Source organism: Pseudomonas sp. SDO5215_S409 (assembly GCF_054071325.1).
This window is the reverse complement of record NZ_JBSVWN010000002.1, coordinates 200,972-225,966: the sequence shown is the minus strand read 5'-3', so window position 1 is coordinate 225,966 and position 24,995 is coordinate 200,972. Positions and strand designations below refer to the sequence as shown.

The window sequence follows — 24,995 nt, the reverse complement described above, 5'->3', positions numbered from 1 at the left end:
GTATAAACGTAAGGCTGCAAGATTACCGCTTCATTTTTAGTTTGTTGGCGGGTTATATATTTGGATGTTTCAACTGCGCGGTTCAGCGTGTATAGTTTGTTTCATAACATTGTTTGAGCACCGGGCGGTGCTCAAACGATTACGGTCAAACCCGTTATACAACGTCGTGTAATAACACTTCGATCGCCTCGAAGTCTGGACGTGCCAGGACGTTCGTGTGGCAACACTGCGCTTGCAGTGACCACAGCCGCTGGTGTGCGGCGTCGTCCAGCCCAGAATCGATCCGCTCCAGCAGTTCCCCCAACAACACCCCAAATGCACGCACCTCGATGCGTTGCAAGGCCTGCGTTTGCGGGGTGTCCGCCTGGGTATGGAACGAGGCGGCGCCAAAGTCGCCCAGCAGGCAGTCACCGGCTTCGTTCCACAAAATGTTGTGGCCGTACAGGTCGCCATGGGTGATGCCGTGCCGGTGCAAATGCGCCGCCACCGACGCCACGCCGCGGGCCATGCGCAGGGCCACCGCCGCGCTGAAGCGGGTGTCGGGCGCATAGACATCCCGCGTGCAGGAGGCCAGGCTCGGCAGGGCCGCGAGGTTGCGGTAGCTGGGGTCGATCAGGTCCATCACCAACGCCGCTTGCGCGTCGGGATGGCCGACCACCCGGCCTTCGACCTTGATCAGGTTGGGGTGCAAACCTGCGGCGATGCACGCTTGCATCTCGTGCAGGGGCGAGCCGTCGCTGGTGATGCTGCCCTTGTACAACTTGACCGCCACCGCTTTGGCGGGCTGCGAGGGCGGAGCCCAGGTGGCTTGGCGGATAACGCCGGAAGCGCCTTCGCCCAGGACCTGTTCCACCCTCAGTTGCGCCCAGGGAATGTTCGGCGTGGTGTCGTCACCCGTCACCTCTACGGCCATTTCTACCGGGTTGCCCGCGTACGCCAGCCACGTCAGGCTGGGCAGGGTCAGCAGCCAGTCTGGCAACTGGGTAAAGCGGTTCGAGGCGATGCGGATCAGTTCAAGGTTGTGGCAATTGACCAGGCTGGGCGGCAACTGCATGAGGCGGTTGCCAGCCAGCATCAGCTTTTGCAGCAGCGGGCGCTCGCCCAGTTCGTGGGGCAGTTGCTCGATGTGGTTGTCGGTGAGGATCAGCCAGCGCAACAGCGGCGGCAGTGCCGCGGCGGGCACCTGGCGGATGCGGTTGGACTTGAAGCCGATCATGCTCAACTGGGCGCACTGTCCCAGGCATTCGGGCAGTTGGGTAAAGGCGTTTTCCGAGCAGAACAGCACACGCAGGTGGGGCAGGCGGTGCAGGTCATCCGGCAGGCTGCTCAGGGCGTTGCCGCTCAGGTTGAGGACTTCCAGGGAGTCGGCCAGCTCGAAGATTTCTGGCGGAAACTGGGTCAGCCCGCAGGACAGGTCCAGGCGCTTGATGCCGGCCAGTTGGCCAGCCTTGAGTTGAGCAAGGGTGTGCATGAAGAACGCGTCACTCGGCAAAGGGGGCGTAAAGGGCGCTCATGATACCGGGTCGGGGGCCGGTTGCGGGCTGACCGGTTGCAATTGGCCCAGGCGGCTGATGGTGCGTGCCAGGTCAATGGCCTTGCCGCCGAGCGAGGTTTCCAGGGGCTGCTCACCCAGCAGAATCAGCTGTTTGTCCTGGTCGTAGAGCACGTCCACCAGGTTGATGAAGCGCTGTTGCACGGCGATCGGGCAGTCGGCCAGGTACGGCAGGCCGTCGATGACCCAGCGGTCGAAGTCCTGGCACAGCGCCAGGTAGTCCATCACCGCCGTGAGCTGTTCGCACAGGTCGTTGAAGGTGAAGAAAATACTGCGCCCCTGCTGGCCCCGGCAGGTCAACCGGCGCGAGCCGACGGTCAAGGGCTGGGCGGGCAGCCCGGCGGGTGGTAATTGCAGGTGTTCACGTTGCGCGGGCGTGGCGGGCCAGACGTACTGGCCGTCGCTGAAGCGTTGTTCGTCGTGGGCTTGGGCCAGGCTGCGAAAGTCCTGTGGGGAGCTGACTTCCAGCACGTCCATGCGTGCGGCAATCAGATCGATCACCGGTTTGAAGCGCTCGTGATACAGCGGGTTGGGCAGCAGCCCGTCCGGCGGGTAGTTGGAGGTCACCAACACCAGCATGTTGCGTTGAAACAACGCTTTGAACAGGCGGTTGATCAACATGGCGTCGCCGATGTCGTGCACGTGAAACTCGTCGAAACACAACACGCGGCAGCCGTCGAGCAGCTCGTCCAGGGCCACGGCCAACGCATCGCGCTGCTGGCGGTGGGCAAACATGCCCCGGTGCAGGCGGGCGAAAAAGTCATGGAAATGCACGCGCTGTTTTTCGGCAATCGGCAGCGCCCGGAAAAACCCGTCGAGCAACCAGCTCTTGCCGCGCCCGACCGGGCCATGCAGGTACAGGCCGCGAGTGGGCTGGCCCGCCAGCAAATGCGCCGTTTCAACCGCCATTGCCGCAATGGCCCGTTCCTGCCCGGCGCTCAAGGTGTAGCCCTGCTCGTGCGCCCGACGCTGGAAAAACGCCTGCACATCGTGCGTCGGGGCGGTGGAGGGCTTGCCGAACCAGCGGCGCAGGGCGCTCCAGCGTGAAGGAGGGGGGAGGGCAGCCAACGGGGAAATCCTTTTTTTGTCATAACCGGGCAGCGCCCGTTTGCCGGGCGCGCCGCTAATTTAACCAATACCCACGGTGCCAGCCAGCCTTGAGGCACCGTGTGTCGGCGGGCTTTCAAAAAGCATACAGGCATATAGCCATCTCGTTTATCCTGAGCGGCGTTTATTTCCTCGCTGTATTTCGCCAAGGCCGCTATGCATACCCTCTCTCGACTCCTGCTGGTTCTGGGCACCTGTTGCCTGCCGACGGGCGCTGCCCTGGCGGCGGTGAGCGGGCAGATCGAGGCGCGGTTGGTCATCCTCAGTGGCTGTGAAGTCAGCCGCGGCGCGGCAGAGCAAACCCTCGCAGGCGACGGCGCCACCCTCGACTTCGGCAGCCAGGGCCCTACCTGGACGGCACCGCTCAATACCCGCTTGAGCAGCAACCGCGACAACCTGGCGGTCAACTGCGGCTCGACGCCCAATAGCCCGACGCAGTTCACCGTCAGCATCGACGGCGGCGCCCATGGTGACGGCAGCACGCGTTACCTGAGCAACGGCACCTTGAACATTCCCTACCACCTGTCCGTGGATGCGGCCGGCAAGGACCGTTACCCCGTGGGTCAGCAGCGCACCTTGGCGGCCGATACCGGCAGCACGATGCCGATTCCGGTCTACGGCGCCGTCGTGGCCACCACCCGCGCGCTTCCCGCAGGCGTTTACAGCGACCATGTCACCGTAACGTTGGACTGGTAGCGGAAAAGTCCTGCGGTTATTTAGTCCGTTTCTGACAAAACTGGCAGCTTCTTCCTTCACTGCTAACCTGAATTCTGTGACCCATTCCTCAAAAGGATCGAGGCGGTGAATGGAACGATGCTGGTGGCAGTCGTGAGCGCGTTGTGCAGCGCCCAGGCGTTGGCCGCGCAACTCCAGGTGGAGGTGCGCGTCAATGTGATGCGCGGCTGCCAATTGGTCGGCCTGACCCGCGATGCCGGTATCGAACAGCTCGGTGTGCTCGACTTTGGCAACACCGCCCGCCTCAACGATCCCGCGGGCCCCTTGAGCGCCGCACTTACCAGTGCCCGCGTGCCTCGCCTGGAATGCAACCCCGACACCCCTTATCAAGTGCGCATCGATGGCGGCCTGCACGGCGGCGTCGGTGAAGTGCGCTACCTGGTGGGCGATGCCCGCAGCACTCCGATTCCTTATCGGCTTTACCGTGACGCCGCGCGGCGCATTGCGCTGCCGGTCAATGAAACCCTGAGCGGCATCGTGCCCGAAAGCGGTTCGGTGGACTTGCCGCTGTATGCCCGAATTGAACCCTTGGCCCAGGTGCCGCGCGTCAGCCGGTACACCGACGTCATCAAGGTGACCGTCACCTGGTAAGTGCCTGACCGTATACGCAGCCGAACAAGAAAGGAGTGCCACCTCGCTGGGGCCGGCACCGGTTTTATCCTGATGGAAATGGGATGGGCTATGAACCACCGTTCAATGTTGATGCTAGGCCCCTTGCTGTTACTGGCAGGCGCCACCCAGGCAATGGTGATGACCGGCAGCATCCAGGCGCGGCTGGTCATTACCGCGGCCTGTGAGGTGAGCACGGGGGGCCAGGCTACCGCGGGCAACCTGGGCCAACTGGACTTTGGCAGCCAGGGGCCCACCTGGACCCGCCCGCTCAACGCCAGCATCGAGGGCAGCGCCGGGGCACTGAACGTTTCCTGCAACACCCCGGCCAGCGGTTTCACCGTGACCATCGACGGGGGCACCAACGGTGACGGCGCCACCCGGCGCTTGAGCAACGGGCGTCAGACCATTCCCTATCGATTGACCTCCGATGCCGCTGGCACTGACAGCTATCGCATCGGGCAACAACGAAATTTCGCCGTCAGCAACGGTGTCCAGCGGCCGGTTCCGGTCTATGGCGCGGTGGTGGCGAATACCAGCGCACTGCCAGCGGGCACTTATCGCGACACGCTGACGGTCACGTTGGACTGGTAACTCAACAGAGGATGAGCATCATGCAACCACTTGTTTCGCGTCTCGCGTTATCCGTGCTGGGCCTGGCGTTGGCCACCGGTGCCCATGCCGCGACCACCGTCACCGGGCAAATTGCTGCAACGCTGACCCTGACCAGCAGTTGCCTGGTCAACGGCACTTCAGGCGCCACCAACTTGAACTTCGGCTCCTTGAACTTTGGGACCACCACCAGCCTGTTTACCCAGCAGGGTATCCAATTGATGGCGTCGGGCGGTGGCGCAGTGTCCATCCAGTGTTCGGCCGGGACCACCCCCACCGTCACCATCCAGGGCGGCCTGCATGACGGCCAGTCACCGGGCGGCACGCGTGCGCTGTACGACGGCGTGGCCAACTTCGTGCCCTACGATCTGTACACCGACGCGGGCTACAACAACCTGTTGGCCAGTAACGGCGTGATCAACCTGGCCGCCAGCACCGGTGCTCCGCAAACCATCAACCTGTGGGGCAAGGCGGTGGGTAAAGCCGGGCTGCCGGCCGGCACCTATACCGACACCATCGCCGTACAACTGAGCTTTTAAGTGCGATGGCCGGGCATGGGTGCGCCGTGGTGTTGCTGGCGTGTGTCAGTAGCCTGCCGCTGCCGCTGGCGGCGGTGACCAGCGCGAACTTCCAGGTCAGTGCCAGCATCGTTGCCGGTTGCCTGGTGGTGGGCGGTGTCAGCAACTACGGCAACCTGAACTTTGGCAGTTACTCGGCGCTTTCGACCGCCACGGTGTCGACCTCGTTGAGCAGCGGTGTGCAGTTGCAATGCACGCCGGGCGTCACCTTGAACATGAGTGTCGACGGTGGGCAGAACAACGCCAGCGGGCGCAATTTGAAGCTCACGTCCGGCTCCGCCAAAGTGGCCTATCAGCTGTTTCGCGACGCGGGCCTGAGCCAGGCCCTGGGTGTCGCCCAGAGCGTCAACGTGGCCTACAGCAATGCCAACAACATCAGTTTGCCGATCTACGGCCGGGTGGTGTTACCGGGGAATCAACCGGCGGGGACCTACAGCGATGTGTTGCAGGTACAGCTGTCCTGGTAGGGGGCGGTTCAATAAGAGCAACAAGGAGTTTGCGTATGTCTTCACCCCTGCGGCATTTACAGGCCGTACGTTATGCAGTGCTTGGCCTTGCCATGCTGGTTACCGGCAAGGCGTATGCGGCCAGTTCAGTCCTTATATGGCCGATCGACCCGGTGCTGGAGGCCGATCAACAGGCCAGCGCCCTGTGGCTGGAAAACCGTGGCAGTGAAGTCACGAACTTACAGATACGGGTCTTCGCCTGGCGCCAGAACAGCTTTGATGACGAGTACCAGAACCAGCGCGATGTGATCGGCAGCCCGCCGGTGGCGCGTATCGAGCCCGGCCAGAAACAACTGGTGCGCCTGACCCGTACCCGCGAGGTGCCGCCCGGCCAGGAGCTGGCGTATCGCATCATCATCGATGAGATCCCCAACCCCAAACCGGCCAGTACTCCCGCAGCGGACGGCAAGACCGCCGCCGCGATTCAGTTCCAGATGCGTTATTCGGTGCCGTTGTTCACCTATGGGGCGGGGCTTTGGAGCAAGGAGGACCTGAACCGCCCGCGTGACCCCAAAGGCGCCGGTGTGCCGGACCTGAGCTGGCGCAAGGTGAGCGAGGGCGGGCGTTCGTATATCGAGATCCGTAACCGCGGCGCCGTGCATGCGCGCCTCACCGATGTGACGGTCAAGCAGGGGGGCCAGAACCGGCCGGTGGCCGACGGCCTGATGGGCTACGTGCTGCCCGGTGCAACCATGCGCTGGCCGGTGCCCGAGCCTTTGGCCAGCGGCCAGGACCTGCAAGTGCGCGTCAACGGTGCGCCACAGACCCAGAGCGTCAAGCCGGGTCAGTAACGAACAAGGAGGGAGCTGAGTGTGGGCTCGTCGTATCCGCTATGTGCCATGGATTGCCCTGGGTTACTGCTGCCTGCTGATGGTTCCGCGCGTGGAGGCCGGTGAACTGCCGCCACCGCCCACCAGCCTTGAGGCCATGCCCGATGCGCAGTTGTACCTGGAGCTGTTGGTCAACCAGATGGTCACCGGCAAAGTCGTCGTTGTCGACCAGCGAGCCGGGCAGTTGTTCATGCCCGCGGCCGACCTGCAGGCCATCGGCATGAAACTGCCTGGCCTGGTCGGCGCCGAAGTGCCCCTGGACACATTGCCCGGGCTGCACAGCGAGTACGACAGCCAAGGCCAGCGCCTGTTATTGAGCGTGCCGCCGGACTGGCTGCCCGCGCAGTTTCTCGGCAACCGCCAGGCTTACCCCCGCACCGAAGCGATGACCAGCTTTGGCGCGATGCTCAACTATGACCTGTACCTGAACGACACCGACGACGGGGGCACCTATCTTGGGGCCTGGAACGAGCTGCGCGTGTTCGACACCTGGGGCACGCTGTCCAACACCGGGCAGTACCGCCGCAGTTTCGGCGCCAATGCCGGCAACGGGCTCAATGACGGCTACCTGCGTTACGACACCACTTGGCGCTATTCCGACGACGAGCGGCTGCTGACCTACGAGGCCGGTGACCTGGTCAGCGGGGCCTTGCCGTGGAGCAATTCGGTGCGCCTGGGCGGCGTGCAATTGTCGCGCGATTTTGGCGTGCGCCCCGACCTTGTGACGTACCCCTTGCCGCAGTTCGCCGGGGAAGCGGCGGTGCCGTCGTCGGTGGACCTGTTCATCAACGGCTTCAAGTCGTCCAGCGACAACGTGCAGCCAGGCCCCTACACCCTCACCAACATCCCGTTCATCAATGGCGCCGGTGAGGCGGTGGTAGTGACCACCGATGCCCTCGGGCGGCAGGTGTCCACCACGGTGCCGTTCTACGTCACCAGCAGTTTGCTGCAAAAGGGTTTGTCGGACTTCTCGGTGGCCGCCGGTAACCTGCGCCGCGATTACGCCCAGAAAGATTTCGGCTACGGCCCCGGCGTGGCTTCCGGCAGCCTGCGTTACGGCTTGAGTGACAGCTTTACCCTGGAAAGCCATGCCGAAGGCTCCAGCGAATTGACCCTGGGCGGCCTGGGTGGCAACTGGCGCATGGGCCGCTTCGGGGTGCTCAACAGCGCTATCAGCCAGAGCCGTTTTGATGGCCGCCAGGGCCAGCAGATCAGCCTTGGTTATCAGTACAGCAGCCAGCGCTACAGCCTGTCGTACCAACGCCTTGAGCGTCACGACCAATACGCCGACCTCACGGTGATCGACACGCCGTTCATCAGCCTGAGCAGGCGCAGCGAGCAGGTCACCGCCAGCGTCAACCTCAACAGCTGGGGCAGCCTGGGGGCCGGTTACTTCGATATTCGCGCCGCCGATGATTCACGCACCCGTTTGCTCAACCTCACCTGGACCCGCGCGCTCTGGCGCGGCAGCAGTTTTTACCTGTCGGCCAACCGCGAGATCGGCGACAGCAACTGGGCCGTGCAGGCGCAGGTGGTGGTGCCGTTCGACTTGTCTGGCAGCATGAGTTTCAGTGTGGAGCGTGACAAGACCGGCGAGAGCCGTGAGCGCGTCAACTACAGCCGCGCCGTCCCGTCCCAGGGCGGCGTGGGCTACAACCTCGGCTATGCCCACGGCATGGGCCCGGATTATCGCCAGGCCGACGTCACCTGGCGCCTGCAATCGGTGCAGTTGCAGGCCGGTGTTTATGGCAGCAGCGATGCGCAAACCCGTTGGGCCGATGCCAGTGGCTCGTTGGTGTGGATGGACAAGCAGGTGTTCGCCGCCAACCGCATCGACGATGCCTTCGTCGTGGTCAGCACCGATGGTTTCGCGAAGGTGCCGGTGCGCTATGAAAACCAGCTGGTGGGCCAGACCGACTCGTCCGGCCGCTTGCTGGTGCCCTGGGCCAGCGGTTACTACCGCGGCAAATATGAGATCGATCCGTTGAACCTGCCCGCCAATGTGCAAAGCCCCAAGGTGGAGCAGCGCGTGGCGGTGCGGCGGGGCAGCGGCTACCTGCTGCAATTTCCGTTGACGCGCATCGTGGCGGCCAGCATCGAGCTGGTGGACACGCAGAACCAGCCGTTGCCGCTGGGGGCCAGCGTCATTCATGAGCAGAGCGGTGCGGCGGCAGTGGTGGGCTGGGACGGCCTGGTCTACCTGGAAAACCTGGCGCCGCAGAACAACCTGCGGGTGACACTTGCCGAAGGTAAAAGCTGCCTGGTGCAGTTCGCCCTGCCCGCGTCCGTCGAGCAGGTGCCGTTGATCGGGCCGCTGGTGTGTCGATGAACACAGGAGGTGTGGGGTGAGGGTGCGTGACTGGTGGTGGGGTGTGGTGTTGAGCGGGCTGGCGTCGCAGGCCCAGGCCTTGTGCTCGGTGGTCGCGACTGCACCCGCCGGGTTTGGCGCTGTGAGTTCCATACTGGTGCGCACTGCGGTGCAATCCACGTCGACCACCAATGGCGGCCTGCGGTGCACCGGTTCGCTGTTGACCCTGTTGACCACCAATGATCATTTTTATGCCACGGTCACTTCAAGCACCAGCGGCATGGTCGGCCCTACGGGGGATGTCATCGCCTACAACCTCTATGCCAGCAATAACACCGGTGCGGCCTACCTGATTAACCGGAATACGCAGTACGACTTTGCGCGCAACGGCATCATCGACTTGCTGGGGTTGCTGGGCGGCTCAACGCCCAAGACCGTACCGCTTTACATGGGGACGATTATTGGCAGCAATGTGGCCGCCGGGATCTACACCGAAACGCTGAGTATTTTCTGGGACTGGAATTACTGCTCCGGCATCGGTGCCCTGGGCATTTGCCTTGGGCGTGATAACAGCTCCGGCACGGCCTCGCTCACCGTCAACCTGACCGTCAACAACGATTGCACGATCAGCGCCCCGAACATCAGTTTTGGCGGCGCGCCGGTGATCAGCGGCTTTAGCACGATCAACCAGACCATCAATGTGTCCTGCACCAAGGGCAGCCCCTACACGGTGGGCCTGGACGCTGGGCAGAACGCCAACGGCGGCCGACGGCGCATGGTGTCGTCGGGCAATTTCCTGAGCTATGACATCTTCAAAAGCGCCGGCAATACGGTGTGGGGCAGCGTTGGTGCGGCCCGTCGCTCCAGTGGCGATGCGGAGGTCAACCCGGGCAACGGCCTGGGGCTCGGCAGCCAGGTGTTCAACTACAACGCCAAGGTGTACACCGACCAGGTCACGCCGCCCGCCGGGGCCTATGTCGACAACGTGATCCTGGACGTGGGGTTCTAGAATTTGAGGGTCTGTTTGAGGATACGGGTGCTCGGCTCATCCGCCGGGCTGACCATCGCATAGTTGTAGCCCGAGCCCGACCAGTATTGGGCCTGCAGCCCGTCGGCGCTGCGGCTGCCGCGAGGCAGCAGGGCGTTTTCCGGTCCTGGTGGGCGGATATAAAAACTGATGCGCCGCCCTTGCGCGTTTTCGTACAGCACCATCGCCGCGGCGCCTTGTTCGGTGTTGAGCAGGCGCCCGCTGACGGCCTTGAAGCCCGCCTGGCTCAGGTCTGGCAGGCGGTTGGCCTGGCTGAAGTAGCGGTCGAGCCAGGTTTGCATGTTGCCGTCGTCGCCCGCGTTGTAGTCGGCGGGCATGATCGCGTCCTGGGCAAACATGCGGTAGGCCTGCATCGCGTCGGCCATGGGCGGCCACTCGGCCTGCAATGCCATTTGGCGCGCCTGCCAGCCGCCCATGCCGCCCAGGCTCACGGCAATCAACAACACGGCGGCCGTGGCGAGGTGGCGGCGGGACTGGCGTTTGATCCGCTGGCGAATCAGCGCCGGGTCCAGCTCGGGGTTGGCCGGTTGCTGCAAGGCGCCACTCAGGGACGCCCGCAACAGCTGCGCATCCTGTTGCCAGGCGTGCACTTGGGCGGCCACGTCGGGGTGCGTCGCCAGCCAGGTTTCCAGCACGCGCCGGTCGGCCTCCAGCAGTTGGTGATCGACGTAGGCATGCAAATCGCGTTCGCTGGGAGGCAGGCTGATCATTTGAGTATCCGCAGGGTAGGGCTGGTGATTTCACCGTCGCTGAGCAGGCGCAGGGCCTGGCGCGCACGGGACAAGCGTGACATCACGGTGCCGACGGGCACTTGCAGAATGTCGGCGACTTCTTTGTAGCTCAGGCCTTCGACGGACACCCACAGCAGCAGGGCACGTTGCTCGGTGCTCAATTGGTCGAAGGCTTGCAGGGTCGACTGGGCAATGACGGTACGTTCGGCCGAGGGTTCTGCGTCATCGCGGCCGGTGAAAAATTCGAGCAGGCGCGCATAGCGCCGGTTGCGCCGGTACGTGTCGAGAAATTGCCGGTAGAGGATCGAAAACAGCCAGGCGCGCAAGTCGCCTTCGGGGCGCTTGTCGGTCCAGCTGACGATGGCGCGTTCCAGGCTGGCCTGCACCAGGTCGTCGGCATTGCTGGCGTTACGCGTCAGCGACACGGCAAAACGCCGTAGCCTGGGGATGAGTTCGCGTAACTGTTCGTCGAGTTCGTGCATGGGAGTCTGGCTGGTCACTACGCTGGGACTGGAAAGACGTCCGGCTCGGGAGGTTATTCCACGCCTTGAAAAATAAATCCCAGGGCAGGGAATAGAGTGCCTTGGCGTTCGTCCGAAGTGTTCCGACCTAATGTTTCATCCCGCAAGGCCCTTTGGCCCTGGAGTCTTTTCATGGTAGATCACTCATCACCGCCTCGTGCGCCACTGAGCACGGCAAGTCTTATAGCGCGGCTGGCCAGCATCGGGGTAGTGGTCGCCGTTGTAGCTGGGGCGTGTGCCTACGTCAACGGCACCCTCGACCCACAACGCCTGCGGCCCAAAACGCTGGTCAACGCGCTGGAAGCCAACAATGGGATACACCCCGGCTACCGTCGCAACCATGCCAAGGGCGTGTGCGTGGCCGGGTATTTCCAGAGCAGCGCCGAGGCGCGGGCCTATTCCACGGCCCAGGTGTTCAGCGAGGCGCGTACCCCGGTCATCGGGCGTTTGGCGTTGCCCAGTGGCAACCCCTATGCACCGGACAGCAGCGTGCCGATCCGCAGCTTTGCCTTGCAGTTCAGCCAGGCGAACGGCCAGCAATGGCGCACCGGGATGAACAGCATGCCGGTGTTCCCGGTGGGCACGCCCGAAGCGTTCTACCAACTGCTCAAGGCCGGCGCGCCGGACCCGGCCACCGGCAAGCCGAACCCGGCGAACATGCCAGCGTTTTTTGCGTCCCACCCCGAAACCGCGCCCTTCCTGGCGTGGGTCAAGACCGCCAAGCCGTCGGCCAGTTACGCGACCGAAACCTATAACGGCATCAATGCCTTTTACCTGGTGAATGTCAGCGGGCAGCGTCAGGCCGTGCGCTGGGGCGTGGTGCCGGTGAGCCAGGATGCACCGGGTGCGACGGCGCCCGACGGCAGTGACTTTCTGGAAAAAGACCTGATGCAGCGGCTGGCTGCCGGGCCTGTGAGCTGGCACTTGCAGATCACCCTTGCCAACCCCGGCGACCCGGTGGATGACGCCAGTAAAGCCTGGACTGGCGAACACAAGGTGCTCGATGCCGGGACCCTGGTGGTGCAAAGCAGCGAGGCGCAACTGGACGGCGATTGCCGGGACATCAACTTTGATCCGCTGATTCTGCCCAGCGGCATCGAGGCCTCCAACGATCCGCTGCTGGCCGCCCGTTCTGCGGCGTATGCCAGTTCTTACCTGCGTCGTACCAGCGAAGTCGACCAGTTGCACAGCGCCCCACAGGAGTCGAAACCATGAATACACCCCCTCGGTTTTTTGCCCCGTTGGCGCGGCTGCTGCACTGGCTGATGGCGCTGATGATCATTGCCATGTTGTTTATCGGCGCAGGCCTGGCGGCGTCGGTGTCGCAGCGCCATGAATGGCTGATCCACCTGCACAAGCCGTTGGGCATTGCCATTCTGGCGTTGGTGATTGTGCGCCTGGTGGTGCGGTTCTCTACGCAGCAACCGCCCCTGCCACGCGACATTCCCCTGTGGCAAAGGCTGGCAGCCAAGGCCTCTCATGTGGTGCTGTACGGCTTGATGCTGGTGTTGCCGCTGCTGGGGTGGGCGATGATTTCGGCGGCGGGGGACCCGGTGATGCTCAGCAGCTCAGTGCAGTTGCCAGCGCTGGTGGGGGCCGATGCCCAGCTGTTTTCAGTGCTGCGCAAGGCCCACGGGTATCTGGCGTATCTGCTGTTTTTGACGGTGCTGTTGCATCTGGCGGCGGCGCTGTTTCATGGCCTGGTTCGCCGTGATGGCGTGCTGCAAAGCATGACCGGCACCCGGCACTGAACCGCCACCCGCGACGGTTTTTACAGCCGTCGCGGGTGTGCTTTAACGCAGCGCCGAGACGATGTCCGCAATCGTGCTCAATACGTCCTTGCCCAATTGCATCGAACGCTTTCCCGACCAGCCGGTGTGCGGGTTGGGGGCGTCGTCGTTGTCCTTGAACGGCATTTCCAGGGTCAGGGACAGGCAGTCGAATGCCTGGCCCACGCTGTTGCAGGCCAAGGTCATGTTGGCTTCGCCCGGCAGGTCGCGGGTGTAGCCGTGCACCGTCTGAAAGTCGCGGGTCAGGCCGCTCAGGTGGCTGCGAAAGTGTTTTTCCAGTTGTTCGATACGCGGCGTGTAGCCGGGGTTGCCTTCGCAGCCAGCGGTGAATACGTAGGGGATTTCTTCATCGCCGTGGATGTCGAGGAACAGGTCCACCCCGTACTTTTCCATTTGCTGCTGCACGAACAGCACTTCCGGGCTGATCTCTTGGCTGGCGTTTTGCCAGGCGCGGTTGAGGTCCTGGCCCATGGCATTGGTGCGCAGGTGGCCATGGAACGCGCCATCGGGGTTCATGTTGGGCACCAGGTACAGGTCGGCGGCGGCCAGGAGTTTTTTCAACTCACTGTCACCGTCCTGTTGCAGGCGCTCGATGATGCCTTCCATGAACCATTCGGCCATGTGTTCGCCAGGGTGTTGCTGGGCGATGATCCAGACCTTGCGCTTGTTGGCGTCGCCTTTGCCGCGGCGCAGCAATTGGATGTCGCGGCCTTCGGCACTTTTGCCGGTGGCCAGCAATTGGGTGCCGGCGCGGTTCAGGGCCACGTCGATCAGCCAGTCATGGCGCTCGCGGCTGTAGGGCTCGAAGTAGGCGAACCAGGCATGTTTTTCGCGGGTTTCGAGGCTGATGTGCAGTGTCTCGCCATCAAACCGGGTGGGCACGCGGAACCAGTTCACATGGTCGTAGGACGCCACGGCGTTGTAGCCGCTCCAGGCGTGTTTGTAGGACGACTGGCCCGCGTTGCTCAGGCGGAAGGTGTGGGTGTGGCCCACATGCATGCCTTCGGCCTTGAAGTGGAACCATTGGAAATGGGGGCTGCGCGTGTCGGATTTGATGGCCAGCAGCAACTGGTGGGCATCGCTGGCGTCGAGTACCTGGATGTTACCGCTGTCGAAGTCGGTGCTTATTTTTATCGAGGTCAAGGCCACGGTCATGGTCTGGCTGCCTGAGTAGGAATGTCGTGACAGGCATTTTACACAGGCGAGTGGGAAAACCGGGGTGCAAATTGTTGCGAGGGCGAGGGGGCGTCGTCCGTGACGCAATGGCAGCTTAGAATCTGTGATATTGATTCTCAAGTGCTATTTTGGAAAGAACCGCGCTAGAGCGCCCGTTCGGCTTTGTCTTGGCAATATTCTTTTGCTACCATGCGCGCCATCTTGCAACACACAGTCTTCATTAGCCTGAAGCCATGCCAGGAAAACTGGCAAAAAAAAGACCCGGCCAAAGAGCCGGGTCAAAAACCGTGATTAGCCTGATGAGGAGATATTCCAAGAGTCCGACCTAAGGTCTCTTGGGCTATCGACTGATCTCGCGATCAGCTAGGTCCAATAATAATCATTATCATTTGCAAGTCAAACGTTTTTATCCCTCGGATAGAAATTTTTTACTGCGCGTCCTCACACGTTCGTCGGGTACTCGGCTTCTCTGGCCGACAGGCGCAACGATCGCTCCACCATGGCCTTGGCCATATCAATCAAATACACCACTGAAAACGCTAGGTCCCGCGCGTTGCCCTGATTGCTGTTCGCCGATTCATAGGCGGTGGCGGCGGCGCTGCGCAGCAGGTCGGAGGCGTGCACCAGGGCTTCTTCGTCGCTGATACCGGGCTTGACGGCAAACAGCGCGTCGTCGAACGGCGGGTGGGGGTCTTCCTTGAGGTAGTAATCCAGCGCGCGCTGGGCGGCGCCGCTGTCGCGAATGAACAGCAGTTCGTCTTCTTCGGGCGTGCCGGGCTGCAGAGGTGGGGTCATGAGGCGGGTACTCTGGGGTGGGGGTGTGCCCTGATAATAGTACGTATCGTATTGATGTCTTGTGCTGGATTAATACAAACTGTTTATTGTCGTGCCGACTGCACAGGGTAGGGTACTCACCCATGGATAACTGGATAGCGTTGGTCAAGGCCAACATGAAAGACCGCAAGGTGTCGCAGCTTGAGCTGGCGAACCGCCTGGGCATGTCCCAGGGCGGCGTCGGCCATTGGTTGAGCAAACGCCGGGTGCCCAGCGTGGCGGACATGAACCGGGTCATGAAAGAACTCGGGCTCGGGTTTCTTGAGGTGGCGCTGGTGGTGCGTGACAAAACCCGGGCGCTGCCAGAGGACGCGCCCGGTGAGCACTACACCCCGTATTTTCGCTACCCGGTCAACGACTGGAAAGGCGTGTGCGAAGTGCGTGAAGAACGCCCGGCCTATGGCAACTCGCGCTTTGAACTGACGGACCACGCATCCGATGGCGCCGCGTTCTGGCTGCCGGTCACGGGCGATGCCATGACCGCGCCCAGCGGCCTGAGCATCAGCGAAGGCATGATGATCCTAGTAGACCCGGCCATTCGCGCCGAGCCTGGCAAGCTGGTGGTGGCCCAATGGTCCGACAGCTCCCGTGCGACCTTTCGCAAGCTGATGGAGGAAAGCGGCCAGCTTTACCTGGTGCCGCTCAATCCAACCTATCCCAAGGTGCTGCTGCGCGAAGACTGCCGCCTCATCGGCGTGGTGGTGCAGGCCACGATCAAGTTCTAACTTGCCGCGTCCAGCTCTACCAGGGCGCTGCCTTCGCCGACCATTTCACCTTCCTGGCAATACAACGCCTTGATCACCCCGGCATGGGGCGCGCGGATGCTGTGCTCCATCTTCATGGCTTCCAGCACCACCAGTTGGCAGCCCGCTTCGACGGTCTGCCCGACCTCCACCAGCACCCGCACGATGCTGCCGTTCATCGGAGCGGTCAGGCCGCCCTGGTGAGCCTGGCCTGCGTCGACGGCGGCAATCGGGTCGAACAGGCCGATGCGGTGCATTTCGCCGTCCCAGCGCAGAAAAACCCCATCGCCGTCACGCATCACCCGGTGGGCGCGACGCACGCCTTGTTGGTCGACCAGCAAGTACTCGTCCTGCCATTGCGGCGCCTGGGGGGCCACGCTCACTCGCCGATCCTGGCCGTTGCAGCTCAAATGCAGGGAGATTTCGGCGGGCAGGCCTGCGCGAAAGCCACGCCCGTCTGCCCATGGAGAGTGGGTGGCGTCCAGTGGCCGGGTTTGCATGAAGGCCTGCGCGGCCACCTGCCAGAAAGCGTCGCTCAATTCGCCGGGCGGCGGCAGCAGTTGGTCCTGATAACGCGGGATAAACCCGGTGTCCAGATCGGCCGCGGCAAATGCCGGGTGCCCGATGATCCGCCGCAAAAAGCCCAGGTTGGTTTTCAGCCCGCCCACGGCGAACTCATCGAGCATGCTCAGCAGCCGCAGCCGTGCCTGTTCGCGGTCTTCGCCCCAGGCGATCAGTTTGCCCAGCATCGGGTCGTAAAACGGCGACACACTGTCACCTTGCGCCACGCCGCTGTCCACCCGGCGCCCCGGCCCCGGTGTGGGCTCGCGGTACAGTGTCAGTTGGCCGGTGGCCGGCAAAAAGTCGTTGGCGGGGTCTTCTGCGTACAAGCGCACTTCAATCGCATGCCCGTTCAGCGGCACTTGCGCCTGGGTTATCGGCAGCGCCTCGCCCTGGGCCACACGAATCTGCCAGGCCACCAGGTCCAGCCCGGTGATCGCCTCGGTCACTGGGTGTTCCACTTGCAGGCGCGTGTTCATCTCCATGAAGAAAAACTCGCCGCGCGCATCCAGCAAGAACTCCACCGTGCCCGCCCCGACGTAGCCGATGGCCTGGGCGGCGCGCACTGCCGCTTGGCCCATCGCCTTGCGTTGTTCGGCACTCAGGCCGGGCGCCGGGGCTTCTTCGACGACTTTCTGGTGGCGACGCTGGATCGAACAGTCGCGCTCGTTGAGGTACAGGCAATGGCCGTGCTGGTCGGCAAACACCTGGATCTCGACGTGGCGCGGCTTGAGCAGGTACTTTTCCACCAGCATCTGTGAGTTGCCAAACGAGGACAGCGCCTCGCGCTGGGCCGAGGCCAGGGCGTCGGCCAACTGGCTGACGTCCTCGACCACCTTCATGCCCTTGCCGCCACCACCGGCGGTGGCCTTGAGCAGCACCGGGTAGCCGATGCGTTCGGCGGCCAGGCGGAAGGTGTCCAGGTCTTGCGCCTGCCCGTGATAACCGGGCACCAGCGGAACGCCGGCGGTTTCCATCAACGCTTTGGCGGCAGACTTGCTGCCCATTGCATCGATGGCCTGGGCGGGCGGCCCGAGGAAGATCAGCCCGGCCGCTTCGATGGCCCGGGCAAAGCCTGCGTTTTCCGAGAGAAACCCGTAGCCTGGGTGAATGGCCTGCGCGCCGCTGGCCTGGGCGGCGGCGATGAGTGTGTCGATCTGCAGATAGCTGTCAGCTGCCTTGCTGCCGCCCAGGTCGACGCGGATATCGGCCTCGCGGCTATGGCGTGCCTCGCGGTCGGTGGCGCTGTGCACGGCCACGGTGGTCAGCCCCATGGCCTTGGCGGTGCGCATCACCCGGCAGGCGATTTCGCCGCGGTTGGCTACCAGTAACGTGGTGAAGGTACTCATGAACGTGGCTCCCTGGCCTGCCAGGCGGGTGGGCGTTTTTGCAGGAACGCGCGCAGGCCTTCCTGGCCTTCTGCGCTGACGCGGATGCGGGCGATGGCATTTTCGCAATAACGGCGCAGCGCCGGGGTCAGGGCGCCATGGCCGACCTCGCGCAGCAAGTCCTTGCTGGCGCGCATGGCCGCCGGGCTGTTGAGCAGCAGGTTAGCGGTCCATTGTTCAACCTGATCGTTGAGTTCGGCGGGCGGGTAGCTCTCTGCCAGCAGGCCGATTTCCCGTGCCCGCTGGCCATCGAACCGCTCGGCCGTCAGGGCGTAACGGCGCGCGGCGCGCTCGCCGATCGCCTGGACCACAAACGGGCTGATCACCGCCGGGGCCAGGCCGATCCGTACTTCAGACAAACAGAACTGCGCGTCATCCGCGCCAATGGCCATGTCGCAGCAACTGATCAACCCCAGTGCGCCGCCATAGGCTGCGCCCTGCACCACGGCCAGGGTCGGGATCTTCAGTTTGCTGAGGTTGTACATCAGCTCGGCCAGCTCGCGGGCGTCGTCCAGGTTAGTGGCGTAATCCAGTTCGGCCGATTGCTGCATCCACGCAAGGTCAGCGCCCGCGCTGAAATGCTTGCCGCGCCCGCGCAGCAGCAGAAACCGCAGGCCGGTGTCGGCCTGCACGCGGTCCAGGGCCAGGATCAGTTCACGGATCATTTGGGCGTTGAACGCGTTGTTCTTGTCTTCACGGCTCAGCCACAACGTGGCAAAACCACGCGGGTCGGTGACCAGTTCCAGGGTGTTGAAATCGCTCATGGGAGACAGCTCCATTTACATGCGGAACACGCCGAAGCGGCTCGGCTCGATGGGCGCGTTCAGCGACGCGGACAGGGCCAGGGCAAGTACCTCGCGGGTTTGCAGCGGGTCGATGACGCCGTCATCCCACAGGCGTGCGCTGGAGTAGTAGGGGTGGCCCTGGGTTTCGTACTGGTCGAGGATCGGTTGCTTGATCGCGCTTTCCTCGCCGGGGCTCAGCGCTGCGCCCGCCCGTTCGGCTTGCTCGCGCTTGACCTGGACCAACACGCCCGCCGCCTGTTCGGCGCCCATCACGCCAATGCGGGCGTTGGGCCACATCCACAAAAAGCGCGGGTCGTAGGCGCGGCCGCACATGCCGTAGTTGCCGGCACCAAAACTGCCGCCGATGATCACGGTGAATTTGGGCACTTTGGCGCACGCTACTGCCGTGACCAGCTTTGCACCGTGCTTGGCGATGCCACCGGCTTCGTACTTTTGGCCCACCATGAACCCGGTAATGTTTTGCAAAAACAGCAGCGGAATCCCGCGCTGGCAGGCCAGCTCGATAAAGTGCGCGCCTTTTTGCGCGGCCTCGGCGAAGAGGATGCCGTTGTTGGCCAGGATCGCGATCGGGTAGCCGTGCAGGTGAGCGAAACCGCATACCAGGGTGGTGCCGAACAGCGCCTTGAATTCATCGAACACCGAGCCGTCGACCACGCGTGCGATCACCTCGCGCACATCGAAGGGCTGCTTGGCGTCCGCCGGGATCACCCCGTACAGCTCGTCGGCCGCATACAACGGCGCCACGGGCGGGCGCTGTTGCAACTGGCCCAGCTTGCGCCAGTTAAGGTTGGCCACACTGCGCCGGGCCAAGGCCAGGGCATGTTCGTCGCTGCTGGCAGAGTGGTCGGCCACGCCGGAGATCTTGCAGTGCACATCGGCGCCGCCCAGGTCTTCGGCGCTCACCACCTCGCCGGTCGCGGCTTTTACCAGCGGCGGCCCGGCGAGAAAGATGGTGGCTTGCTGGCGCACCATGATTGCTTCGTCGGCCATGGCCGGTACGTAGGCGCCGCCTGCGGTGCAGGAGCCCATCACCACGGCGATCTGCGGGATGCCCTGGGCGCTCATATTGGCCTGGTTGAAGAAGATGCGCCCAAAGTGCTCGCGGTCGGGAAATACCTCGTCCTGACGCGGCAGGTTGGCGCCGCCGGAGTCCACCAGGTAAATGCACGGCAGGCGGTTCTGTTCGGCGATGGTTTGGGCGCGCAGGTGTTTTTTCACGGTGAGCGGGTAGTAGGAGCCGCCTTTGACCGTGGCGTCGTTGGCCACGATCATGCATTCGACGCCCTCGACCCGGCCGATCCCGGCGATCACGCCCGCCGCGGGCACGTCTTCGCCATACACCTGATAAGCGGCCAATTGGCTCAGTTCCAGAAACGGCGAACCCGGATCGAGCAAACGGTTGATCCGCTCACGGGGCAGCAACTTGCCCCGTGACGTGTGGCGCTCCTGGGCCTTGGCACCGCCGCCTTGCTGCACCTGGGCGAGCAGGGTGTGCAGGGCGTCGACCTGCTGGAGCATCGCCGCGCTGTTGGCGGCAAATTCCGCCGAGCGCGGGTTGATCTGGGTGGGTAGAGGCATAGGGGCTCCGTAGGTGAGAGGTTCAGGCGGCAAGCCAGGGCCTGCGTCTCTTGCCGCGTGCAGCTGGAAACGTGCCGCTTCAGGCTCACTTCGTCTCGTTGAACAGCTCGCGGCCGATCAGCATCCGACGGATCTCACTGGTGCCAGCGCCGATTTCATACAGCTTGGCGTCACGCAGCAGACGGCCGGCGGGGAACTCGTTGATATAGCCGTTACCGCCCAGAATCTGGATGGCGTCCAGGGCCATTTGTGTGGCGCGCTCGGCGCTGTAGAGGATCACCCCGGCGGCGTCCTTGCGCGTGGTTTCGCCGCGCTCGCAGGCCTGGGCCACGGCATACAGGTAGGCGCGGCTGGCGTTGAGTTGGGTGTACATGTCGGCGACCTTGCCCTGGATCAGCTGGAACTCGCCGATGCTCTGGCCAAACTGTTTGCGGTCGTGGATGTACGGGACGATCAGGTCCATGCAGGCCTGCATGATCCCGGTGGGGCCGCCGGAGAGCACCACGCGCTCGTAGTCCAGGCCGCTCATCAGCACTTTCACGCCGCCATTGAGCGTGCCGAGGATGTTGTCTTCGGGCACTGCGACATCATCGAAAAACAGCTCGCAGGTGTTGGAGCCGCGCATGCCGAGTTTGTCGAACTTGTTGCTGCGGCTGAAGCCTTTCCAGTCGCGTTCGACGATAAACGCGGTGATGCCGTGGGCGCCTTTGTCCAGGTCAGTCTTGGCGTAGATCACATAGGTGTGGGCGTCGGGGCCGTTGGTGATCCAGGTTTTGCTGCCGTTGAGCACGTAGTGATCGCCGCGCTTGTCGGCGCGCAGTTTCATGGACACCACGTCGGAACCGGCGTTGGGTTCGCTCATGGCCAGGGCGCCGATGTGTTCGCCGCTGATGAGCTTGGGCAGGTACTTGAGTTTTTGCGCGTGGTTGCCGTTGCGGTTGATCTGGTTGACGCACAGGTTGGAGTGCGCGCCGTAGGACAACGCCACCGACGCCGAGCCGCGGCTGATTTCTTCCATCGTCACCACGTGCGCGAGGTAGCCCAGCCCGGCGCCGCCATATTCTTCGGGCACGGTGATGCCCAGCAGGCCCATGTCACCGAATTTGCGCCACATGTCGGCAGGGAACAGGTTGTCGACGTCGATCTGCGCAGCGCGGGGTGCCAGCTCCTTGGCGACGAAGGCCTGCACCTGGTGGCGCAGCATGTCGATGGTTTCGCCGAGGGCGAAATTCAGGGAGGGGTAACTCATGGGCGGGCACCTTTGAACAGGGTTGTTGTTGTGTGGGGCGAGGCGCCGGGGAACGTGCTCACCTTTACGTTAACGTAAGCTTGCGTTGCGGGCGTGTCAATCGTAGTTTACGTTTACGTCAAGCAGGCGCCGGGACGCGCGCATCGCCCACCTACAAAAACAATAGGGGTCGTTATGGAACAACCGAACCAGAGCTACAGCCGTGGTGCTCAGGACAAGGCCTTGCTGGCCATGACCATCGGCCAGGCGTTTGACCGAACCGTCGCACATTACCCGCAAGGTGAGGCACTGGTGGTGCGCCATCAGTCGCTGCGTTACACCTGGCAGCAACTGGCGCAAGCGGTCGACCTGCACGCCCGCGCACTGCTGGCGCTGGGCTTGCAGGTAGGGGATCGCCTGGGTATCTGGGCGCCCAATTGCGCCGAGTGGTGCATCAGCCAGATCGCCAGCGCAAAACTGGGGGTGATCCTGGTGAACATCAACCCGGCGTACCGCAGCAACGAGCTGGAATACGTGCTCAAGCAATCGGGTTGCCAATGGCTGGTCTGCGCCGGGGCGTTCAAGTCGTCCGATTACCACGCCATGCTGCAAACCCTGGTGCCGGAACTGGCCGAGCATGCCGTCGGTCAGCTCCGTTGCGAGGTGCTGCCCCAGCTGCGCGGTGTCATCAGCCTCGACCCGCGGCCGCCCTCGGGGTTCTTGCCCTGGTCGCAACTGGCGGCGCTGGGGGCAGGGGTGCCGCCCGCGCAGTTGCACACCCGCCAGGCCAGCCTGCATTTCAATCAGCCCGTCAACATCCAGTACACCTCCGGCACCACCGGCTTCCCCAAGGGCGCCACCCTGAGCCATCACAACATTCTCAATAACGGTTACATGGTCGGTGAAAGCCTGGGCCTCACCGCGCAGGACCGCTTGGTGGTCCCGGTGCCGCTGTATCACTGTTTTGGCATGGTCATGGGCAACCTGGGCTGCATCACCCACGGCACCACCCTGATTTATCCCAGTGACGGCTTCGACCCGCTGCTGACCCTGGCCGCCGTCGCCGAAGAACGCGCCACCGGCCTCTACGGCGTGCCCACCATGTTTATCGCCATGCTGGACCACCCGCAGCGGGCGCAATTTGATCTGTCGCGGTTGCGCACCGGCATCATGGCCGGCTCCACCTGCCCGATCGAAGTGATGCGCCGGGTCATCAGCGAGATGCACATGCACCAGGTGCAAATTGCCTACGGCATGACCGAAACCAGCCCCGTCTCGCTGCAGACCGGGCCGGACGACGACTTGGAACGCCGCGTGACCACCGTGGGCCGCACCCAGCCGCAACTGGAGAGCAAGATTATCGACGACGCCGGTAACACCGTGCCCCGTGGCCAGGTCGGCGAGCTGTGTACCCGTGGCTACAGCGTGATGCTCGGCTACTGGAACAACCCTGACGGCACCCGCGAGGCCATCGATGACGCGGGCTGGATGCACACCGGGGACCTGGCCACCATGGACGAGCACGGGTACGTGTGCATCGCCGGGCGCAACAAGGACATGATCATTCGCGGCGGCGAAAACGTTTACCCGCGCGAGCTGGAAGAGTTTTTCTTCACCCACCCGGCGGTGGCGGACGTGCAGGTGATCGGCATTCCGGATGAGCGTTACGGTGAGGAGATCGTGGCCTGGATCAAGTTTCATCCGGGGCAGGTGGCCAATGAGCTGGAGCTGCAAGCCTGGTGCAAGGACCGCATCGCCCACTTCAAGACGCCCAAATACTTCAGGTTCGTGGATGAGTTTCCGATGACGGTGACGGGCAAGATCCAGAAATTCCGTATGCGCGAGATGACGCTCGAGGCATTGCGCGCTAAGTATTGAGCACACAGCACAAAGGGGACCCGAAGGTCCCCTTTAATTTGTCGTTGCCGTGCTCTTTTTTATTATTGAGGGGCGGTCTGTTGTTGTTTTTGTCGACCGTGACCCTTTACCGCTGTTTTGGGCGACCCCCATCCGGGGTCAAGAGCAAACGTATTTTTTTAAGCGCCGATCTGCTTCTTCGCACGCGATCCAACCAGTGGGCAGCTACCTGAAGGTAGTTTTATTTTTCTCTGTCCGGTTGCGAGTAACGGCGTTAGCCGCACCCTGCGAAGCACATCCACTTCAAAAAAATCTGTTAGCTGCGTCTCTGCCGTGTTGTTTTTGTTATGTCAGAGTCGGTACGTCTTGTTTTTATTAGGTTTGGTGCTTTTTATTCTTGTTATGCCATAGAGATAGCAGAAGCCGTGCCAACTTTTAAAAGTCCTTTAAAATCAATGGCTTGGTTTTTTGTAAGAAAAGTCTTTCGGCAAATACGACAAAATATGTTCCCGCGTTACCCGATCGACAGAGGCGCGGTAACACATTGTCACAGGCCGGTTACTCAAGAAGCGTTACGGGCCTTGGCCACGCGGGAACCGCTGGGGCGGCCCAACACGGCGCTGATTTGCTGGCCCGCTAATACCAGGCGCTCCATATCGACGCCGGTCTGAATCCCCAGACCGTTGAGCAGGTACAACACGTCTTCGGTGGCAACATTCCCGCTGGCGCCCTTGGCATACGGGCAGCCGCCCAGCCCCGCGATAGAGCTGTCAAACACCTGGATACCTTCCAGCAGGGCGGCATAGACGTTGGCGATGGCCTGCCCGTAGGTGTCGTGAAAATGCCCGGCCAGCTTGTCGCGTGGCACCTGGGCGCCGACCACTTCAAACAAGCGCCGCGTGGCGCCAGCGGTGCCGGTGCCGATGGTGTCGCCCAACGACACTTCATAACAGCCCATTGCATACAGCTCGCCCGCGACCGCGGCGACCTGCGCGGGCGCGACGTCACCTTCGTAAGGGCAACCCAGCACGCACGACACATACCCGCGCACGGTCACGCCGTGCTGCCTGGCCGCGGCCATGAGGGGGGCAAAACGCTCCAGGCTTTCGTTGATGGAACAGTTGATATTGCGTTGGGAAAACGCCTCTGAGGCGGCCGCGAATACCGCCACCTCTTTGACACCCGCCGCCAGCGCGTCCTCGAAACCGCGCAGGTTTGGCGCCAGCGCGCCGTACGTGACGCCGGGTTTGCGCTGGATCTGCGCGAACACCTCGGCGGAACCGGCCATTTGTGGCACCCACTTGGGCGAGACAAAACTGCCGACTTCTATATAGCCAAGGCCCGCGGCGGTGAGCGCATCCACCAGGCGGACTTTGTCGGCCACGCTGATGGGCTGCGCTTCATTTTGCAGGCCGTCGCGCGGGCCGACTTCCACCAGGCGCACGTGAGAGGGAAGGGACATGGCAACTACCTTTTTCTTAAGAGGGGTTGGCCTGGCTTTGCAGGGTGTGTTGCAGCGCCTGGGTGCAGCGTTCTTCAGCGGTGTCCAGTTCCAGCTTCATCTGTTCAATGTCCAGCAACTGCTGCTCCAGTTGCTCGCGGCGCTCGTGGATCTTGGCAAGCATGCTGTGCAGTTGTTTCTGGTTGCCGCTTGCCGGGTCATAGAGTTCGATCAGTTCGCGGCATTCGGCCAGGGAAAACCCGATGCGCTTGCCGCGCAGTATCAGCTTCAGGCTGACCTTGTCGCGAGGCGAGTAGATGCGCTCCTGGCCCCGTCTTTGCGGGGTCAGGAGGCCTTGTTCTTCATAGAAACGGATGGCGCGGGTGGTGATGTCGAGCTCGCGGGCGAGGTCGGAGATGCTGTAGGTGGTGCTCATGGAGGCGCTCAAGAGGGGGC

At 63.0% G+C, this 24,995-nt stretch carries 24 protein-coding genes; 12 read left to right on the top strand and 12 right to left on the bottom strand.

Going from position 1 to position 24,995, the window contains the following annotated elements; translation table 11 throughout:
• Positions 1 to 154: 154 nt before the first annotated feature.
• Both ACW9H9_RS01890 and zapE read right to left on the bottom strand, forming a co-directional pair.
• Positions 155 to 1,471, bottom strand: coding sequence for a leucine-rich repeat-containing protein kinase family protein (locus ACW9H9_RS01890; RefSeq protein ID WP_457341308.1), 1,317 nt, complete (start codon positions 1,469 to 1,471; stop codon positions 155 to 157).
• Between the two features lie 39 nt (positions 1,472 to 1,510).
• Entirely contained in the window at positions 1,511 to 2,584 is a 1,074-nt protein-coding gene (zapE, locus tag ACW9H9_RS01885) for a cell division protein ZapE (protein WP_457341324.1), read from the bottom strand.
• A gap of 231 nt (positions 2,585 to 2,815) precedes the next feature.
• Here zapE and ACW9H9_RS01880 point away from each other — a divergent pair, with 231 nt between their 5' ends.
• From ACW9H9_RS01880 to ACW9H9_RS01845, 8 genes are all read left to right on the top strand, one after another.
• Positions 2,816 to 3,355, top strand: a complete 540-nt coding sequence (locus ACW9H9_RS01880; RefSeq protein WP_457341307.1) for a Csu type fimbrial protein — start codon at positions 2,816 to 2,818, stop codon at positions 3,353 to 3,355.
• 117 nt (positions 3,356 to 3,472) lie between these two features.
• Entirely contained in the window at positions 3,473 to 3,985 is a 513-nt protein-coding gene (locus ACW9H9_RS01875) for a Csu type fimbrial protein (RefSeq protein WP_457341323.1), read from the top strand.
• 90 nt (positions 3,986 to 4,075) lie between these two features.
• Positions 4,076 to 4,597, top strand: a complete 522-nt coding sequence (locus ACW9H9_RS01870; protein WP_457341306.1) for a Csu type fimbrial protein — start codon at positions 4,076 to 4,078, stop codon at positions 4,595 to 4,597.
• 20 nt (positions 4,598 to 4,617) lie between these two features.
• Positions 4,618 to 5,154 carry a Csu type fimbrial protein gene (locus ACW9H9_RS01865; protein ID WP_457341305.1) on the top strand — a complete coding sequence of 179 codons (537 nt, stop codon included), beginning with the start codon at positions 4,618 to 4,620 and terminating at the stop codon, positions 5,152 to 5,154.
• A gap of 5 nt (positions 5,155 to 5,159) precedes the next feature.
• Positions 5,160 to 5,660, top strand: a complete 501-nt coding sequence (locus ACW9H9_RS01860) for a Csu type fimbrial protein (protein ID WP_457341304.1) — start codon at positions 5,160 to 5,162, stop codon at positions 5,658 to 5,660.
• 35 nt (positions 5,661 to 5,695) lie between these two features.
• Positions 5,696 to 6,490 (top strand): fimbrial biogenesis chaperone, encoded by a 795-nt coding sequence (locus ACW9H9_RS01855; protein ID WP_457341303.1) that lies wholly within the window; start codon positions 5,696 to 5,698, stop codon positions 6,488 to 6,490.
• Between the two features lie 79 nt (positions 6,491 to 6,569).
• The gene (locus ACW9H9_RS01850; RefSeq protein ID WP_457341322.1) at positions 6,570 to 8,858 is read left to right on the top strand and encodes a fimbria/pilus outer membrane usher protein; all 2,289 of its coding nucleotides are present in this window, start codon (positions 6,570 to 6,572) and stop codon (positions 8,856 to 8,858) included.
• A 22-nt stretch (positions 8,859 to 8,880) separates the two neighbouring features.
• Positions 8,881 to 9,846: a Csu type fimbrial protein gene (locus ACW9H9_RS01845; RefSeq protein WP_457341321.1), complete on the top strand. Its 966-nt coding sequence runs from the start codon at positions 8,881 to 8,883 to the stop codon at positions 9,844 to 9,846.
• On the opposite strand, the gene ACW9H9_RS01840 is transcribed toward ACW9H9_RS01845, so the two are convergent.
• Both ACW9H9_RS01840 and ACW9H9_RS01835 read right to left on the bottom strand, forming a co-directional pair.
• The gene (locus tag ACW9H9_RS01840) at positions 9,843 to 10,595 is read right to left on the bottom strand and encodes an anti-sigma factor family protein (protein WP_457341302.1); all 753 of its coding nucleotides are present in this window, start codon (positions 10,593 to 10,595) and stop codon (positions 9,843 to 9,845) included. The genes ACW9H9_RS01845 and ACW9H9_RS01840 overlap by 4 nt on opposite strands.
• Complete coding sequence (locus ACW9H9_RS01835; protein ID WP_457341301.1) at positions 10,592 to 11,098, bottom strand: RNA polymerase sigma factor; 507 nt, start codon at positions 11,096 to 11,098, stop codon at positions 10,592 to 10,594. The genes ACW9H9_RS01840 and ACW9H9_RS01835 overlap by 4 nt, the downstream gene beginning before the upstream one ends.
• A gap of 171 nt (positions 11,099 to 11,269) precedes the next feature.
• On the opposite strand from ACW9H9_RS01835, the gene ACW9H9_RS01830 reads away from it, so the two are divergent.
• The gene (locus tag ACW9H9_RS01830; protein ID WP_457341300.1) at positions 11,270 to 12,352 is read left to right on the top strand and encodes a catalase family peroxidase; all 1,083 of its coding nucleotides are present in this window, start codon (positions 11,270 to 11,272) and stop codon (positions 12,350 to 12,352) included.
• Positions 12,349 to 12,888, top strand: a complete 540-nt coding sequence (locus ACW9H9_RS01825; protein WP_457341299.1) for a cytochrome b — start codon at positions 12,349 to 12,351, stop codon at positions 12,886 to 12,888. Before ACW9H9_RS01830 ends, ACW9H9_RS01825 begins: the two co-directional genes overlap by 4 nt.
• A 42-nt stretch (positions 12,889 to 12,930) precedes the next feature.
• Here the strand turns inward: ACW9H9_RS01825 and ACW9H9_RS01820 are convergent, their stop codons facing one another.
• Both ACW9H9_RS01820 and ACW9H9_RS01815 read right to left on the bottom strand, forming a co-directional pair.
• Positions 12,931 to 14,082, bottom strand: a complete 1,152-nt coding sequence (locus ACW9H9_RS01820; protein ID WP_457341298.1) for a M14 family metallopeptidase — start codon at positions 14,080 to 14,082, stop codon at positions 12,931 to 12,933.
• A 462-nt stretch (positions 14,083 to 14,544) separates the two neighbouring features.
• The gene (locus ACW9H9_RS01815) at positions 14,545 to 14,898 is read right to left on the bottom strand and encodes a DUF6124 family protein (RefSeq protein ID WP_457341297.1); all 354 of its coding nucleotides are present in this window, start codon (positions 14,896 to 14,898) and stop codon (positions 14,545 to 14,547) included.
• Between the two features lie 122 nt (positions 14,899 to 15,020).
• Between ACW9H9_RS01815 and ACW9H9_RS01810 the strand changes: the two genes are divergently transcribed.
• Positions 15,021 to 15,662, top strand: coding sequence for a S24 family peptidase (locus tag ACW9H9_RS01810; RefSeq protein ID WP_457341296.1), 642 nt, complete (start codon positions 15,021 to 15,023; stop codon positions 15,660 to 15,662).
• Here the strand turns inward: ACW9H9_RS01810 and ACW9H9_RS01805 are convergent.
• The 4 genes from ACW9H9_RS01805 to ACW9H9_RS01790 all read right to left on the bottom strand — a co-directional run bounded on the left by ACW9H9_RS01805 (position 15,659) and on the right by ACW9H9_RS01790 (position 21,262).
• On the bottom strand, positions 15,659 to 17,590 hold the full coding sequence (locus ACW9H9_RS01805; RefSeq protein ID WP_457341295.1) for an acetyl/propionyl/methylcrotonyl-CoA carboxylase subunit alpha: 1,932 nt from the start codon (positions 17,588 to 17,590) through the stop codon (positions 15,659 to 15,661). The two genes, ACW9H9_RS01810 and ACW9H9_RS01805, sit on opposite strands and share 4 nt — an antisense overlap.
• A complete protein-coding gene (locus ACW9H9_RS01800; protein WP_457341294.1) occupies positions 17,587 to 18,393 on the bottom strand; it encodes a gamma-carboxygeranoyl-CoA hydratase in 807 nt (268 codons plus the stop codon). The genes ACW9H9_RS01805 and ACW9H9_RS01800 overlap by 4 nt, the downstream gene beginning before the upstream one ends.
• 15 nt (positions 18,394 to 18,408) lie before the next feature.
• Positions 18,409 to 20,013 (bottom strand): carboxyl transferase domain-containing protein, encoded by a 1,605-nt coding sequence (locus ACW9H9_RS01795; RefSeq protein ID WP_457341293.1) that lies wholly within the window; start codon positions 20,011 to 20,013, stop codon positions 18,409 to 18,411.
• An 85-nt stretch (positions 20,014 to 20,098) separates the two neighbouring features.
• Positions 20,099 to 21,262: an isovaleryl-CoA dehydrogenase gene (locus ACW9H9_RS01790; RefSeq protein WP_457341292.1), complete on the bottom strand. Its 1,164-nt coding sequence runs from the start codon at positions 21,260 to 21,262 to the stop codon at positions 20,099 to 20,101.
• A 174-nt stretch (positions 21,263 to 21,436) separates the two neighbouring features.
• Between ACW9H9_RS01790 and ACW9H9_RS01785 the strand changes: the two genes are divergently transcribed.
• The gene (locus ACW9H9_RS01785) at positions 21,437 to 23,119 is read left to right on the top strand and encodes an AMP-binding protein (RefSeq protein ID WP_457341291.1); all 1,683 of its coding nucleotides are present in this window, start codon (positions 21,437 to 21,439) and stop codon (positions 23,117 to 23,119) included.
• 541 nt (positions 23,120 to 23,660) lie between these two features.
• Here the strand turns inward: ACW9H9_RS01785 and ACW9H9_RS01780 are convergent.
• Entirely contained in the window at positions 23,661 to 24,560 is a 900-nt protein-coding gene (locus tag ACW9H9_RS01780; protein ID WP_457341290.1) for a hydroxymethylglutaryl-CoA lyase, read from the bottom strand.
• Positions 24,561 to 24,576: 16 nt separating this feature from the next.
• Positions 24,577 to 24,975: a MerR family transcriptional regulator gene (locus ACW9H9_RS01775; RefSeq protein ID WP_457341289.1), complete on the bottom strand. Its 399-nt coding sequence runs from the start codon at positions 24,973 to 24,975 to the stop codon at positions 24,577 to 24,579.
• Between the last annotated feature and the right edge of the window lie 20 nt (positions 24,976 to 24,995).